The organism is Tateyamaria sp. 7Alg 36 (assembly GCF_059882455.1).
The window spans coordinates 1,225,759-1,240,162 of the sequence record NZ_CM187613.1 but is presented as its reverse complement, the minus strand read 5'-3'; the positions used below and the strand labels follow the sequence as shown (position 1 = coordinate 1,240,162).

Genomic DNA, 14,404 nt, shown 5'->3' with positions numbered 1-14,404 from the left:
GGACCGCACGCCGCGTTAACCACGGCTCGGGTGTATCAGCGGTGCACAGGTTGTGCACAGGCTGTGTACGGGTCGTGTACCCCCCAAACCCCTTGTTTTGCAGGCGTTAACCCTCGATTCGCGCACTCCGCCGCGCCGCACCCACCGACCGTTGCGTTGCGGTCCTAAAACCGGATCGGATTGGACCACGCGCGCCGCCCCGCCGCATCAATCACCGTGACCCGTATCCAAGGGCTGTTGCGCAGCCGCTCCCGCGGGATCTCGGCGCGGGTCATCGACGCCCCGTGCACCGCGGGCGACACCGATCCATGCCCTTGCACAACCACCGTCGCCACCGCCGAGCACGTAACCACAATCCGGTCGTCCAAGACCTGCACATTGCGTAGCTCCGGCCCTTGACTGGCATAGAAATCCCCGCGTTTCAGCGCCTCCAGCAGCAAGTCAGGCTCGTTCGCCGTGGCCTTGACCATAACCCATCCGCCAAAGTGGTCAGCGGCGTGAAAATGCGCGTCATCCGTGGCAATCAGCGTCACGTCGCGCCCCTCGGACATCAACAAATCTGCATAAAATGCCCCGTCCGCACGGTCGCATTCCACCGCGCAGCCATGGTTGTAAATCTCGACCGCATGGGCCGCCGTGATCGACCGCGCATCCGCCATGGTCATGCCCGACCACTGCGGGTGCGCAATGGCGACAAAGGCCCCCGCCGCACGGGCGCGCGCCGCCACTTCGGGGCCGCTTTCCTGATCGGGCACAGGCACAAAAGCGGGCGAATGGGTCGGCGCAAAATCGGGCGGCAACCCTACCGCAAGGATGTGCCACAACTCGCCGTTCTCCATCGCGCCGGAATGCAGTTCCGCCCCGAGGATCGTGGTGAACCCGTCGGTGCGAAACGGCACCGTGTCGGCAATCGGATAGTCGAACGCGCCCACGAAATGATCGGTTAAGGCAATGAAATCATAGCCTTCCGCCTGATAGCGGCGGCACACTTCGGCCGCGGGCAAGGCCCCGTCCGACAGGTCCGAATGGGTGTGCAGATTGCCGCGCCAGAATGTACCGGGGGCCGAAAAGGCAGAGAGGATCATCGCGCATTCCCTTTGGCTGTCGCTGCGCCCGCACGCGCGGGGCTTGCGCAAATATGTGACAGATCAACGCCCAGACTGCGAGTGTTTTGACCCCGCCACCCTCGCACCGACGAATCGTACCACCGAGCCACCGCCGACCAACCGCCACGCCCCGATCCGTACAGGCACTGGCAGGGGCCGCAGCGCTTGACCCTGTCTGCGCAATCGGCAACTCTTTATTCTTGGGCGTTCTGGCGGCCTGAGCAGTGATTTTGCTCACAAATCCGACAGGATGCGGTCGTTGCTGGCAACCGGTTCTCGACAAATAAGGTCGCGTGTGGTTGATCTGCGCCGGATCGGGCGCACTGGTGGCGTCACTGGCTGTGGATCGCGGGGGAATTGTGTCGCTCTTCATTATCGTTGCCTTGCCGTTTCTGGGAGCATTGCTGCCCGGTGTCATGAATTCCGCAGGGCGCGCTGCCTGTGCAGGGGTGACCTTCAGCGTCACATTGGTCGCCTTCATCGGGCTGCTGACCAACCTGCCGACTGTGCTGGCGGGCGAGGTGGTGATGGCGCGGGTCGACTGGATGCCGATCTTGGGGCTGAACTTCTCGCTCATGCTCGACGCGCTTGGATTTTTCTTTGCGCTGCTGATCCTTGGCATCGGCCTGCTGATCATCGCCTATGCGCGCCATTACCTGTCGCGTGACGACAATATGGGCCAGTTCTTTACCTACCTGCTGCTGTTCCAAGGCGCGATGGTGGGGATTGTCCTGTCCGATAACATCCTGCTTTTGCTGGTATTTTGGGAGCTTACCTCGCTATCGTCCTTCCTGCTCATCGGCTATTGGAAGCATCTGCCCGAGGGCCGTCAGGGTGCGCGCATGGCGCTGACTGTGACCGGTATGGGCGGTCTGGCAATGATCGGGGGCATGCTGATCCTTGGGCAAATCGCGGGCAGCTATGACCTTTCGGTGATCCTGCAAAACCGCGATCTGATCCAAGCCGATCCGCTGTACCTGCCCGCGCTGATCCTGATCCTGCTGGGCTGTTTTACGAAGTCCGCACAGTTCCCCTTCCACTTCTGGCTGCCCCACGCCATGGCCGCGCCTACGCCTGTGTCGGCCTATCTGCACTCGGCCACGATGGTGAAGGCGGGGATTTTCCTGCTGGCGCGCATGTGGCCCGTCCTGTCCGGCACGCCCGAATGGATCGCCATCGTCACCACCGCCGGTCTGGTCACCATGTGCCTTGGCGCGGTGATTGCGCTGTTCAAACACGACCTCAAGGCGCTGCTGGCCTTTTCCACCGTGTCGCATCTGGGGCTGATCACCATGCTGCTGGGCACCGGCACCGCCTTTGGCGCAATGGCGGCGATGTTCCACATCCTCAACCACGCCACGTTCAAGGCGGCGCTGTTCATGTCCGCAGGCATCATTGATCACGAGGCGCATACCCGCGACATCCGCCTGCTGGGCGGCCTGCGCAAGCTGATGCCCGTCACCTTCGTGATCGCCACGCTCGCGGCATTGTCCATGGCCGGTATTCCGCTGCTCAACGGCTTCCTGTCCAAAGAGATGATGCTCGAAGAAGCGACCCACACAACCCTGTTCGGTATCCCGTGGCTGGTGCCCGCGCTGGCGACCTTCGGCTCGCTGTTCTCCGCGGCCTACTGCTTCCGCCTGATCGGGCACACGTTCCTTGGTCCGGTGCGCGAAACGTACCCGTCCAAGCCGCATGATCCGAATTCGGGCCTGTGGTTGCCACCTGCGATCCTCGTGGTGCTGGTGGTGGTGATCGGCGTTGCGCCTTTCCTCGCCGAACCCTTTGTAAAGCTTGTGACTTCTGCCGTTTTGGGCGGCGTGGTTGAGGTGCCGACCGCGCATTTCAAAATCTGGCACGGGCTGGTGCCTGCGCTGCTGTTGTCGGTGATCGCGGTGCTGGGCGGGCTGGTCCTGCTGGCCGTTTTCAAACCCGCACTGCGCCTGTGGGACGCGGCCCCGCGCCCCGAGGCCAAGGTGATCTTCGAGGCCATCGTCGAAGCCGCCGCCCGCCTTGCACAGCGCATCATCCTGCCGCTGCATGACGGGTCTTTCACACGCTACGCGGCCATCGGCACCGTGGCGATCCTCGCAGCGGGCTTTCACGCTTGGGCCACCGGCACGGTCGGTCCTGCCACGCGGGTGATGCAGCCTGTTGACCCCGTCGCACTGGCGGGCTGGGTGATGCTCGTCGCGGCCACGGTCGCGCTGGTCTTCTTCCACCGCAACCGTTTGCTGTCGCTGATCCTGATCGGGATCGTGGGGCTGATGGTGTCGGTTGCCTTCGTCTATTTCAGCGCGCCCGACCTTGCGATGACCCAGTTCACGGTCGAGGTGGTGACGATCATCCTGCTGCTGCTCGCGCTCAACTTCCTGCCCAAGACAACGCCGGTCGAAAGCTCCCTCCTGCGCCGTGTGCGCGATATGGGCGTGGCGATTGCGGGGGGCCTCGCGACCTTCGGGCTGGCCTTGCACTACTTGCTCCGCGACGCGGTCTCGACCCCGATTTCCGAATTCCACCTCGCCAACTCCTACAAAGGCGGCGGCGGCACTAATGTGGTGAACGTGATCCTTGTCGATTTCCGTGGTTTCGACACATACGGAGAGATCATCGTGCTGGGGATCGCGGCGCTGCTGATCTATGCGCTGACCCATACGCTGCTGGCAGGGCCTGTGCGCGCACGCCTGCTGAACCGCACCCCGGATCAGGCCCGTGCGGGCGACATGCACCCGATGATGATGGTCGTTCTGACGCGGGTCATTATGCCGGTTGTTATGCTGGTCGGCTTCTACATCTTCCTGCGCGGCCACAACGAACCTGGCGGTGGTTTCATCGCGGGTCTGATCGTGTCGATCGGCGTGGTGATGCAGTATATGGCCAGCGGTTTCGCATGGGCCTCGGCGCGGCTGCGCTATCCCTATCACGGGGTCATCGGGGCAGGGGTGCTGGTCGCGGGCCTGACCGGCATCGGGTCGTGGTTTGTGGGCAAACCGTTCCTGACCTCGGACTTTACCTATGTGCGCATCCCGCCGTTCGAGAAGTTCGAACTGGCCACAGCGGCCCTGTTCGATGTGGGCGTGTTCCTTGCCGTGGTGGGCGCGGTCATGCTGTCGCTCGAAAGCTTCTCGCGCCTTGCACGGCGCGCGCATGAACCCGAAACCGATCATCCGATGGACATTGATCCATCCCGCGAAGCGGACACAAAGACGTCTCAGGGGGCGGTGTAATATGGAACTGCTTGTTGCTTCTGCCATCGGCATCCTGACCACGGGCGGCTTGTACCTTGTGCTGCGCCTGCGCACCTTTCCCGTGATTATGGGGATTTCGCTGCTGACCTATGCGGTGAACGTGTTCCTGTTTGCCTCGGGGCGTCTGACCATCGGCGCGGCCCCTGTGCTGCGTGACGGGGTGACGACCTATACCGACCCGCTGCCGCAGGCGCTGGTGCTGACGGCCATCGTGATTTCTTTCGGGATGACGGCGGTTGTGGTGATGATCGCCCTTGGCGCGTTTCTGGGGTCCGATGACGATCATGTCGATGACCAAACAGGTGCGGAGGACGGACCAACTACCGCCCCATCTAACGGTCAGGAGGGCGTACAATGACCCACTGGATCATCGCTCCGATCGTTCTGCCCGCGCTGCTGGCACCGTTTATCATTCTGGCTGCGCGCTATCACATCGTGATCCAGCGCACCTTTGCCGTGGCGGGCGTGCTGGCGCTGGTTGTAGTTGCAGGCGCACTGGCCGTGGCCACCAGCGGCGGGGAAATCCTGCTGTATCAATTGGGGGACTGGGCCGCGCCGTTCGGCATCGTGCTGGTCGCTGATCGCCTGTCCACACTCATGGTGCTGCTGATGGCGGTGCTGGCCCTTCTGGTGCTGCTCTATGCCATCGGTTCGGGCTGGGATGAACGCGGGCGCAATTTCCATGCCCTGTTCCAGTTCCAGATCATGGGCATCATGGGCGCGTTCCTGACGGGCGACCTGTTCAACCTATTCGTCTTTTTCGAAGTCCTTCTGATCGCCTCTTATGGCCTGATGATCCACGCAGGCGGCACCGCGCGCCTGCGGGCAGGGGTGCAATATGTACTGTTCAACCTGATCGGCTCTACCCTGTTCCTGTTCGCCCTCGGCTCGATCTATGCCGAGACGGGGACGCTGAACATGGCCGACCTAGCCGAACGTGTAGCCCTGATCGGAGAGGTGGAAACCGTCGGTATCCGTGTCGCCGCCGTCCTGCTGTTGCTGGTCTTCGCGATCAAGGCGGCGGTGGTACCGCTGCACTTCTGGCTGCCCTCCAGCTATGCCGAGGCACCGGCCCCCGTGGCGGCCCTGTTTGCCATTATGACAAAGGTGGGCGCATACGCGATCATCCGCGTTTACACGCTGATCTTCCCGCCGGAACTGGCCGTGACATCGGGCCTGCATGACCTGTGGTTGCTGCCTGCGGCACTGGTGACGCTGGCCATCGGCATGACCGGAGTGCTTGCGGCCAAGCGGCTGGACCGTTTGGTGGCCTATGCGGTCATCGGCTCCATGGCGATGGTCATGGTCTCGATCTCGCTGTTCACGCCCGAAGGGATTGCGGCGGCGGTTTACTATATCGTGCACTCGACCCTCGCAGGCGCGGCGCTGTTCCTGATCTGCGATCTGGTGCGCACGGGGCGCGGCAATGTGGACCTGATGGCGCAACCGCCTATGGCAGGCGCGGCACTGACGGCGGCGCTGTTCTTTGCCGGTGCGATTGCAATGGCGGGTCTGCCACCGCTGTCCGGTTTCTTGGGCAAACTGCTGGTGCTGGATGCGTCCTTTGGCAGTGATCACGCGGTCTGGGTCTGGGCGATTGTTCTGGGTTCCAGCCTTGTCAGCATCCTCGGCTTTGCCCGCGCAGGCAGTGTGCTGTTCTGGAAGGCGCACGAGGTCACGCCGCCCGAAGATGCGGCTGGTATGACGCTGCCATCGGCCCTGTCCTATGTGTCGGTCGGGGGCATGATTGCCCTGCTGGCCCTGCACACGATCTTTGCCGGACAGGTGCACCGCTATACCACGGCCATCGCGGCACAACTGTTCGCGCCGCAACCCTATATCTCGACCGTGCTGGATGCCCCGGGCAAGCTCAGCACACCATCCAAGGAGGCACACTGATATGGCACGCGCGTTCTATTGGTTGATGCCGCACCCGTTCCTGACCCTGCTGCTGACCGTGGTGTGGATCCTGCTGCAAAACGATTTTTCGGCAGGCATGGCGGTGTTCGGCCTGATCCTTGGCATCGTGATCCCGTGGGGCACCTCGGTCTGGTGGCCCGACACGCCACGCGGCTTCCGCCTGGGCAAGATGGCGACCTATTGCGTCATGGTCATGTGGGACATCATCGTGGCCAATATTCAGGTCGCATGGATTGTAATCTCGGTCCCTAATGCCAAGCTGAAACCGGCATGGATCGTGGTGCCGCTGGACCTTGTCCAACCCGAGGCGATCACCTTCCTTGCCGGCACCATCACCCTGACCCCCGGCACCGTGTCGGCAGACCTGTCCGATGAAGGGCACAGCCTGCTGGTCCATGTGCTGCACACCGATGATCCCGACGCCGTGCGCGACGATATCAAGGTCCGTTACGAAGCGCGCCTGAAGGAGATTTTCTCATGACCCAAGCCTTGGCTGTTCTGGATATTGCACTGGCCGTGGCGCTGATCGCGCTGGCACTGGGGCAGATCCTGTCCATGGTCCGCCTTGTACTAGGGCCGACCTATGGCGACCGTATCCTTGCTCTGGATACGATGGTGATCAACGCGCTTGGTCTGGTGGTGGTGCTGGGCATCTATCAGGGCGTGCAAATCTATTTCGAGGTCACGCTGCTGATTGCGATGCTGGGCTTTGTGTCCACCGTCGCGCTGGCGCGGTTCTTGTTGCGGGGGGACATCATCGAATGACGGCTCAGTTGATTGCAACCTATGTGGCGGCGGCCTGCCTGTTCATCGGATCGGCCTTTATCATCATCGGGGTGATTGGCCTTCTCAAGTTCAACGACCCGATGACGCGGCTGCATGCGCCGACCAAGGTCGGCACCATTGGCATCGGGATGCTGTTGCTGGCCTCGCTCGCCCATTCCTTTTCCAACGGGGAATCGTCGATCCACGCCTTGCTGATCATGGCATTCCTGTTTGTGACCGCGCCGATCTCGGCCCATTTCATCGCCAAGGTCGCCTTGCATCGCGGCACCTGCGACACACCACCATCGCCGCCGCGCGATGACACGTGGTCGACGCTGAAAACGCCCGAGGCGGACCGCGACATGCTGGTGACCCCCAAATCCTGAGGCGCGGCACCGGATCGGCGCGCAGGCTATCGAAAGGACCAAGACCATGACCTTGCTTGACCCAGACCGCCTGTTCCCGACCGACCCTAAAACGCGCAGCCTTGCCCGCGATCTTTACGAGGGCGTCAAGGAACTGCCGATCCTCAGCCCGCATGGCCACACGGATCCGCGCTGGTTTGCCGAGAACGCGCGCTTTGCCGATCCGGCCAACCTGTTCGTGACGCCCGACCACTACGTGTTCCGCATGCTGCACTCCCAAGGCATCCCGCTGGAACGGCTGGGCGTGCCGCGTGTGGACGGGGGCGAAACCGAACAGGACACGCGCGCGATCTGGCGGCTGTTTGCGCAGAACTTCCACCTGTTCCGTGGCACCCCGTCACGCCTGTGGGTGAACCACGCGCTGCAAGAGGTGTTCGGCGTCACCACACGCCTGTCCGGCGACACGGCGGACGCAATCTATGACCAGATCGAAGATTGCTTGGCCCAAGACGCCTTCCGCCCCCGCGCCCTGTTCGAACGCTTCAATATCGAGGCGATTTCGACAACGGAAAGTGCCATCGACGATCTGCGCTGGCACCAGATGATCCGCGACAGCGGTTGGGGCGGCAAGGTCATCACCGCTTATCGTCCTGACGCCGTGGTCGATCCCGACTTCGAAGGGTTCGCCGACAACGTCGCCATCATGGGTGAGATGACGGGCGAGGACACAACAACGTGGGCAGGATACCTCGACGCCCACCGCAAGCGCCGCGCCTTTTTCAAAAGCCATGGCGCCACGTCAAGCGATCACGGCCACCCCTCGGCCCGTACCGAAGACCTGAGCCAGCAAGACGCCGCCGCCCTGTTTGCCAAGGCGTTGAAAGGCACCTGCACCGCGCAAGAAGCGGACTGCTTTCGCGGGCATATGCTGACCGAAATGGCGCGGATGAGCCTTGAGGACGGGCTGGTTCTGCAAATCCACCCCGGATCGGTGCGCAACCATTCACGCGATATCATGGCGCGCTTCGGGCGGGACAAGGGCTATGACATCCCCACGCGCACCGACTATGTCGCGAACCTGCGCCCGCTACTGAACGCAGTTGGCACGCGCGCCGATCTGACGGTGATCGTGTTCACGCTGGACGAAAGCAGCTATGCCCGCGAACTCGCGCCCATGGCGGGGGTCTATCCCGCGCTGAAACTCGGCCCCGCATGGTGGTTCCACGACAGCTATGAGGGCATGATGCGGTTCCGCGAGATGACGACCGAAACCGCAGGGTTCTACAACACGGTCGGCTTCAACGACGACACACGCGCCTTCTGTTCGATTCCCGCGCGCCATGACGTGGCGCGGCGTGTGGACTGTGCTTTCCTTGCACATCTGGTTGAAACAGGCCGGTTGGATCGCGATGAAGCGCCAGAAGTCGCCCATGATCTGACATATCGCCTTGCCAAAGAGGCCTACCGCCTGTGAACATGCGCCCGCATCATGCACGCCGCTTGGCGTGATGATTAATAGGAGAGGACATGTTGCAATGCTAGAAACTGAAACCCGACACGCCATCGACCCGGCGACGGCGAAAACGCTGGATACGGACCAGCTGCGCGCCCATTTCCACGTGGGAAATCTGTTCGAGGCGGACAAGATCCCGCTCGTCTACAGCCACTATGACCGTCTGATCGTTGGCTCTGCCGTGCCTGCAAGCGGCCCGCTGGTGCTGGACCATGTGGAAGAGACCGGCACGCCATCGATTCTGGACCGCCGCGAGATGGGTGTGCTGAACATCGGTGATACCGGCACCATTCGCGTCAGCGACACGACCTACACGGTCGAAAAGGGCGAAATCCTGTATATCGGTATGGGCGCTGGCCCGATCGAATTCGGCGGCGCAGGCCGTTTCTACATCCTGTCGGCACCAGCTCACGCACGCTATCCCACGACACTGATCAAGGTCGCTGACGCCCGTAGAGTTGAACTGGGATCCAAGTATACCTCTAACGAACGGGTCATCATCCAGATGCTCCACCCCGACGTCTGCAAAAGCTGCCAGCTTGTCATGGGCTATACCCAACTGGCGCAGGGATCGGTCTGGAACACCATGCCTGCCCACACCCATGACCGCCGGATGGAGGCCTATCTGTACTTCGATATGGAGGCCGATACCCGCGTGTTCCACCTGATGGGCGCACCGGACCAGACCCGCCATATCGTCATGGCGAATGAAGAGGCTGTGATCTCTCCGCCGTGGTCGATCCATTCGGGTGCTGGCACTTCGGCCTACACGTTCTGCTGGGCGATGGCGGGGGACAACGTAGATTTCACCGATATGGACATGATCGCGATGGAGGATTTGCGATGAACAAGGCGTTTTCACTCGACGGGCGGCGCGCGCTGGTCACGGGCGCGAACACAGGCATCGGGCAGGCCATCGCGGTCGGCCTTGCCCAAGCCGGTGCAGAGGTTCTCTGCGCCGGCCGCCGCGCCTGCGACGAAACGGTTGCGGCGATCACCGGTGCGGGCGGACGTGCCTCAAGTCTTCTGGTCGATTTTGCCGACCCGATGGCGGGGCAGGGCCTGTTTGATGATGACCAGATCGACATCCTGATCAACAACGCGGGGATCATCCGCCGCGCCGACGCGGTGGAGTTTACCGAAGCGGACTGGGATGCGGTGATGGACGTGAACCTCAAGGCGCTGTTCTTCACCACGCAGGCCTTCGGCAAGGCGGTGCTGGCCCGCAAGGGGCGCGGCGCGGTGGTTAACATCGCCTCGCTGCTGTCGTTTCAGGGCGGTATCCGCGTGCCGTCCTACACGGCGTCCAAACACGGGGTCGCGGGGCTGACCAAACTGCTGGCCAACGAATGGGCCGCACAAGGGATCAACGTGAACGCCGTCGCCCCCGGATATGTGGAAACCGCCAATACCGAAGCCTTGCGCGCCGATCCGGCCCGAAATGCTGCCATTCTTGAGCGTATTCCCGCCGGACATTGGGGCCAGCCCGAAGACATTGCAGGCGCGGCGGTCTATCTATGCACACCTGCGGCGGCCTATGTGCATGGCGCGGTTCTGAACGTCGACGGAGGATGGCTTGCCCGATAATATCTCGCGCCCTGCAACGGGCATTGTGCACTTGGGCCTGGGCGCGTTTTATCGCGCCTTTGGCTGTGTTTATGTGGCCGACGCCATGGCGGCAGCGGGCGGGGCGTGGGGAATCACAGGTGTCTCCCTGCGCAGCCCCGCAACCCGCGATGCGCTCAAGGGGCAAGGCTGGGCCTATCACGCGGTCACACTGGCCCCCGAGGGCACCCATGCCCGCCGCATCGACGTGTTGAACGACGTGCTGGTCGCGCCCGAAGATCCGGCGGCTGTGCTGGCCGCGATGAGTGACCCTGCCGTGCGTATTGTCACTCTGACCGTCACCGAAAAAGGGTACTGCCATAACCCCGCCACCGGTGCGCTCAACCCCGACCACCCCGATGTGGCGCACGATCTTGCCCATGATTTGCCGGTCTCGGCAGTGGGGTATCTGGTACGCGCCTTGCAAATGCGGCACGCGGCGGGCGTGGCACCCTTTACGGTACTCAGCTGTGACAACCTACCCGACAATGGCAAGCTGGTGCGCGGTGTGGTGCTGGACATGGCCCGCCGGATAGACCCCGCGCTGGCCGACTGGATCGAGGATCGCGTGCGCTTCCCGTCTTGCATGGTGGACCGGATCACCCCCGCGACCACGGCGCAGGACATCGCCGCGGTTGCCGAACTCACGGGGCAGGCCGATGCCGCACCAGTGATGCACGAACCCTTCGCGCAATGGGTGATCGAGGATGATTTCGTCGACGGTGCCCGCCCCGATCTGGCCGCTGCCGGAGTCGAGATGGTGGCCGATATTTCCGCGCATGAGGATATGAAGCTGCGCATGCTAAACGGCACGCATTCGGCGCTGGCCTATACCGGATATCTGGCTGGGCACGAGACGATTGCCCAAACCGTCGCCGATCCCGCCTTTGCCGCCTATGTGCGTATGCTCTGGGCCGAGATTATGCCCGCCGTCGCCGCACCGGACGGGGTGCATTTGCCCGATTATGCGAATGCGCTGTTTGAGCGGTTTGCCAATCCGGCGATCCACCACCGCACATGGCAGATCGCCATGGATGGCAGCCAGAAACTGCCCCAACGCCTGCTTGGAACGCTGCGCGCCAATCTGGAAAACGGGCGGCCCAGCCCGGGCCTGATGCTCGCCGTGGCGGCGTGGATGCGCTATGTCACGGGGCGCGACGAAAGTGGCCAGCCGATTGACGTGCGCGACCCGCTGGCTGACCGCCTGCGCGCCGCAACGGAAGGCTGCGATGATGCCGAAGAGGTCGTAACGCGCCTGCTGGCGTTCAATGACATCTTCCCCGCCGATCTGGCCGCAGACCTGCACGCGCCTGTCACGCAGGCGGCGAAAACCCTGTGGTCCGAAGGCGCACAAGCCGTAGTAAGAAAGGCAAGCACATGATCGAAAGCTGGCGCTGGTACGGGGAATTCGACCCGATCACCTTGGGCGAAGTGGCGCAAACAGGGGCGACGGGCATCGTCTCGTCCCTGCACGCAATCCCCTATGGCGAGGTCTGGCCGCAAGAGGCCATCGCCGCCCGCAAGGCCGAGATTGAGGCGGCGGGGTTCTCTTGGGTGGTGGTCGAAAGCCTGCCGATCCACGAACGGATCAAGCGGGGAGAGGGCGATCTGACCGAACTTTTCGCCAACTACCGCACCTCCATGGTCAATCTGGCGGCGCAGGGGATCAAGACGATCTGCTACAACTTCATGCCGTTGCTCGACTGGACGCGCACGGACCTTGCGGCCCCCGTACAGGGTGGGGCCACCTGTTTGCGCTTTGACGCAGAACGCATGGCCGCATTCGAAATCCACATGCTGGGGCGGCAAGAAGCCGAAGACGACTATTCCCCCGAGGTGTGCAGCCGCGCCGCCCGCTGGTTCCAAAGCGCGACGCAACAGGACCGTGACGACCTGCTGGGCGCGATCATGGCCGGATTGCCCGGTGCCTTCGACCGCTACGATGTGGCGGGGCTGGGCGAGGTGTTGCGCAGCTATGACGGCATCGACCGCGAAGTGTTGCGCGCCAACTACCACCGTTTCCTGCAAGAGGTCGGCCCGACCGCAGATGAACTGGGCCTGCGCCTGTGTGTGCATCAGGACGACCCGCCGCGCCATATCCTTGGACTGCCGCGCATCGTGTCGAACGGCGATGACCTCGACTGGATCATGCGCGCCTATGACAGCCCCGCAAATGGCGTGACCCTATGCGCAGGTTCGCTGGGGGCCAATCCGGCCAATGACGTGCCCGCCATCGCCGCCCAAGTGGCAGAGCGTATCCACTTCGTCCACCTGCGCAATGTGCGCAAGGACGCAGACGGGTCGTTTGAGGAAGCAGCCCACTTGGAAGGCGACACAGACATGGTCGCGCTGATCAAGGTGCTGCTGGGCGAAGAGGCCCGCCGCCGCGCCGAGGGGCGCAGCGATCTCAACATCCCGTTCCGCCCTGACCACGGCCATCACATGCTGTCCGATCTGGGCCGCGAACTCGTGCCAGGTTACCCGCTGATCGGGCGCCTGCGCGGTTTGGCAGAGCTGCGCGGGGTGATCCATGCGCTGGAACACGGCTAGGGAAACGGCATGTGGGTGAAGCAGGTGTATGTTGCTGTTTGATCGCGTTTGATCAAGTGGCCCGCGGATTGTCGTGTCTCAGATACGCATAAATGTTCGAATAGTGCGACCACATATTGGTTCACTGATCGCGTTCGCCGCCAGAACGCCGCCCTGAAAAAGCTAAAGGACCAGCGCTGCCTGCGCTGGTCCCGACCGTTATAAACCTGACTTCACCCAAGAATGGCCAGCCGGATCGCGTAGGCAACAACCGCCAATATCGCCACGCTGCCTACCCAAATGGCGATGAACCAGACGATCTGTTTCACGGATTTCGGCAAGATCAGTGATAGCCTTCTTCGGGGTCGATCTTGCCGCGGAACACCCAATAGGCATAGGCGGTGTAGCCCAAGATCATCGGGATCAGGACCACGGTACCGACCAGCGCGAACCACAGGCTGGCGTCCGGCGCGGCGGCTTCTTCAATCGTCAGGCTGGGCGGGACGATGTTCGGATAAAAGCTGATCCCGATCCCGATAAAGCACAGCACGAACAGGGTGAGCGACGACAGGAACGGCTGCGCATCTTTGCCCGCGTTCAGCCCTGTGAACAGCAACCACGCACAAGCCGCCACCGCCGCAGGCATTGCAACGCTCAACAATACACCCGGCAGGGCAAACCAGCGTTCGAAATAGACCGCGTCCTGAAACGGGGTCAGGATACTGACGATGCCGATAAAGCCCAGCGTGCCAGCCCCCAGCCACCACGCATAGCCCTGCATCTTGCGCTGCAAACGGCCTTCGGTCTTCATGATCAACCATGTCGCGCCCAGCAGCGCATAGCCCACCACGACCGCCAGACCCGTCAGGATGGAAAACACGCTCAGCCAGTCCCACCAGCCGCCCGCATAGGCGCGGTCCGCAACCTTGATGCCCTGCACAAGCGCGCCAAGGGCGATGCCCTGCATAAATGCGGCCACGACCGACCCCGCGAAAAAGGCGATGTCCCAAACATGCTTCCACCGCTCGGTCCGCCAGCGGTATTCAAAGGCCACACCGCGAAAGATCAGCGCCAGAAGCATCAGGATCATCGGCATATACAGCGCGGGCATGACAACGGCATAGGCCAGCGGGAAGACGGCAAACAATCCGCCGCCGCCCAGCACCAGCCATGTCTCGTTCCCGTCCCAGATCGGCGCGATGGAGTTCATCATCGTCGCCTTTTCCCGTTCGTCATCGGCGGACGGAAACAGGATACCCACACCCAGATCGAACCCGTCAAGGATAACGTATGTCAGGACGGCAAAGGCGATAATGCCAGCCCAGATGAAGGAGAGTTCAAACATATCAGTGC

Annotated in this window: 14 protein-coding genes; 11 read left to right on the top strand and 3 right to left on the bottom strand. The window is 62.6% G+C overall.

The genetic code is table 11. From position 1 onward, the window contains the following. Window positions 1-164 precede the first annotated feature (164 nt). Window positions 165-1,085: a PHP domain-containing protein gene (locus tag AC6GQJ_RS05990; RefSeq protein WP_500772744.1), complete on the bottom strand. Its 921-nt coding sequence runs from the start codon at window positions 1,083-1,085 to the stop codon at window positions 165-167. A gap of 380 nt (window positions 1,086-1,465) precedes the next feature. Here AC6GQJ_RS05990 and AC6GQJ_RS05985 point away from each other — a divergent pair, with 380 nt between their 5' ends. The 11 genes from AC6GQJ_RS05985 to uxuA all read left to right on the top strand — a co-directional run bounded on the left by AC6GQJ_RS05985 (window position 1,466) and on the right by uxuA (window position 13,072). Further along, window positions 1,466-4,333 (top strand): monovalent cation/H+ antiporter subunit A, encoded by a 2,868-nt coding sequence (locus tag AC6GQJ_RS05985; RefSeq protein WP_500773823.1) that lies wholly within the window; start codon window positions 1,466-1,468, stop codon window positions 4,331-4,333. 1 nt (window position 4,334) lies between these two features. Beyond that, window positions 4,335-4,712: a Na+/H+ antiporter subunit C gene (locus AC6GQJ_RS05980; protein WP_500772742.1), complete on the top strand. Its 378-nt coding sequence runs from the start codon at window positions 4,335-4,337 to the stop codon at window positions 4,710-4,712. Next, a complete protein-coding gene (locus AC6GQJ_RS05975) occupies window positions 4,709-6,253 on the top strand; it encodes a monovalent cation/H+ antiporter subunit D (RefSeq protein WP_500772740.1) in 1,545 nt (514 codons plus the stop codon). Before AC6GQJ_RS05980 ends, AC6GQJ_RS05975 begins: the two co-directional genes overlap by 4 nt. A 1-nt stretch (window position 6,254) precedes the next feature. Continuing rightward, complete coding sequence (locus tag AC6GQJ_RS05970) at window positions 6,255-6,755, top strand: Na+/H+ antiporter subunit E (protein ID WP_500772738.1); 501 nt, start codon at window positions 6,255-6,257, stop codon at window positions 6,753-6,755. After that, window positions 6,752-7,039 (top strand): K+/H+ antiporter subunit F, encoded by a 288-nt coding sequence (locus AC6GQJ_RS05965; RefSeq protein WP_500772736.1) that lies wholly within the window; start codon window positions 6,752-6,754, stop codon window positions 7,037-7,039. Before AC6GQJ_RS05970 ends, AC6GQJ_RS05965 begins: the two co-directional genes overlap by 4 nt. After that, window positions 7,036-7,425 carry a monovalent cation/H(+) antiporter subunit G gene (gene mnhG, locus AC6GQJ_RS05960; protein WP_500772734.1) on the top strand — a complete coding sequence of 130 codons (390 nt, stop codon included), beginning with the start codon at window positions 7,036-7,038 and terminating at the stop codon, window positions 7,423-7,425. Before AC6GQJ_RS05965 ends, mnhG begins: the two co-directional genes overlap by 4 nt. A gap of 46 nt (window positions 7,426-7,471) precedes the next feature. Next, window positions 7,472-8,878, top strand: coding sequence for a glucuronate isomerase (gene uxaC / locus AC6GQJ_RS05955; RefSeq protein WP_500772732.1), 1,407 nt, complete (start codon window positions 7,472-7,474; stop codon window positions 8,876-8,878). A 61-nt stretch (window positions 8,879-8,939) separates the two neighbouring features. Then, the gene (gene kduI, locus AC6GQJ_RS05950) at window positions 8,940-9,764 is read left to right on the top strand and encodes a 5-dehydro-4-deoxy-D-glucuronate isomerase (protein WP_500772730.1); all 825 of its coding nucleotides are present in this window, start codon (window positions 8,940-8,942) and stop codon (window positions 9,762-9,764) included. Continuing rightward, complete coding sequence (gene kduD, locus AC6GQJ_RS05945; RefSeq protein WP_500772728.1) at window positions 9,761-10,504, top strand: 2-dehydro-3-deoxy-D-gluconate 5-dehydrogenase KduD; 744 nt, start codon at window positions 9,761-9,763, stop codon at window positions 10,502-10,504. Before kduI ends, kduD begins: the two co-directional genes overlap by 4 nt. Further along, on the top strand, window positions 10,494-11,903 hold the full coding sequence (locus AC6GQJ_RS05940) for a mannitol dehydrogenase family protein (RefSeq protein ID WP_500772726.1): 1,410 nt from the start codon (window positions 10,494-10,496) through the stop codon (window positions 11,901-11,903). Before kduD ends, AC6GQJ_RS05940 begins: the two co-directional genes overlap by 11 nt. After that, entirely contained in the window at window positions 11,900-13,072 is a 1,173-nt protein-coding gene (uxuA, locus tag AC6GQJ_RS05935) for a mannonate dehydratase (protein ID WP_500772724.1), read from the top strand. The genes AC6GQJ_RS05940 and uxuA overlap by 4 nt, the downstream gene beginning before the upstream one ends. Before the next feature lie 212 nt (window positions 13,073-13,284). Here uxuA and AC6GQJ_RS05930 read toward each other — a convergent pair whose 3' ends face one another. Together AC6GQJ_RS05930 and cydB are read right to left on the bottom strand one after the other, a co-directional pair. Beyond that, on the bottom strand, window positions 13,285-13,380 hold the full coding sequence (locus AC6GQJ_RS05930; protein WP_500772722.1) for a DUF2474 family protein: 96 nt from the start codon (window positions 13,378-13,380) through the stop codon (window positions 13,285-13,287). A 14-nt stretch (window positions 13,381-13,394) separates the two neighbouring features. After that, on the bottom strand, window positions 13,395-14,396 hold the full coding sequence (gene cydB / locus AC6GQJ_RS05925) for a cytochrome d ubiquinol oxidase subunit II (RefSeq protein WP_500772720.1): 1,002 nt from the start codon (window positions 14,394-14,396) through the stop codon (window positions 13,395-13,397). Window positions 14,397-14,404: the final 8 nt, after the last annotated feature.

Excerpts from the sequence above, each read along its gene's own strand:
- AC6GQJ_RS05990 (WP_500772744.1), bottom strand. The coding sequence starts at position 1,085 with ATGATCCTCTCTGCCTTTTCGGCCCCCGGTACATTCTGGCGCGGCAAT.
- AC6GQJ_RS05980 (WP_500772742.1), top strand. The coding sequence starts at position 4,335 with ATGGAACTGCTTGTTGCTTCTGCCATCGGCATCCTGACCACGGGCGGC.
- AC6GQJ_RS05975 (WP_500772740.1), top strand. The coding sequence starts at position 4,709 with ATGACCCACTGGATCATCGCTCCGATCGTTCTGCCCGCGCTGCTGGCA.
- AC6GQJ_RS05970 (WP_500772738.1), top strand. The coding sequence starts at position 6,255 with ATGGCACGCGCGTTCTATTGGTTGATGCCGCACCCGTTCCTGACCCTG.
- AC6GQJ_RS05965 (WP_500772736.1), top strand. The coding sequence starts at position 6,752 with ATGACCCAAGCCTTGGCTGTTCTGGATATTGCACTGGCCGTGGCGCTG.
- mnhG (WP_500772734.1), top strand. The coding sequence starts at position 7,036 with ATGACGGCTCAGTTGATTGCAACCTATGTGGCGGCGGCCTGCCTGTTC.
- uxaC (WP_500772732.1), top strand. The coding sequence starts at position 7,472 with ATGACCTTGCTTGACCCAGACCGCCTGTTCCCGACCGACCCTAAAACG.
- kduI (WP_500772730.1), top strand. The coding sequence starts at position 8,940 with ATGCTAGAAACTGAAACCCGACACGCCATCGACCCGGCGACGGCGAAA.
- kduD (WP_500772728.1), top strand. The coding sequence starts at position 9,761 with ATGAACAAGGCGTTTTCACTCGACGGGCGGCGCGCGCTGGTCACGGGC.
- uxuA (WP_500772724.1), top strand. The coding sequence starts at position 11,900 with ATGATCGAAAGCTGGCGCTGGTACGGGGAATTCGACCCGATCACCTTG.
- cydB (WP_500772720.1), bottom strand. The coding sequence starts at position 14,396 with ATGTTTGAACTCTCCTTCATCTGGGCTGGCATTATCGCCTTTGCCGTC.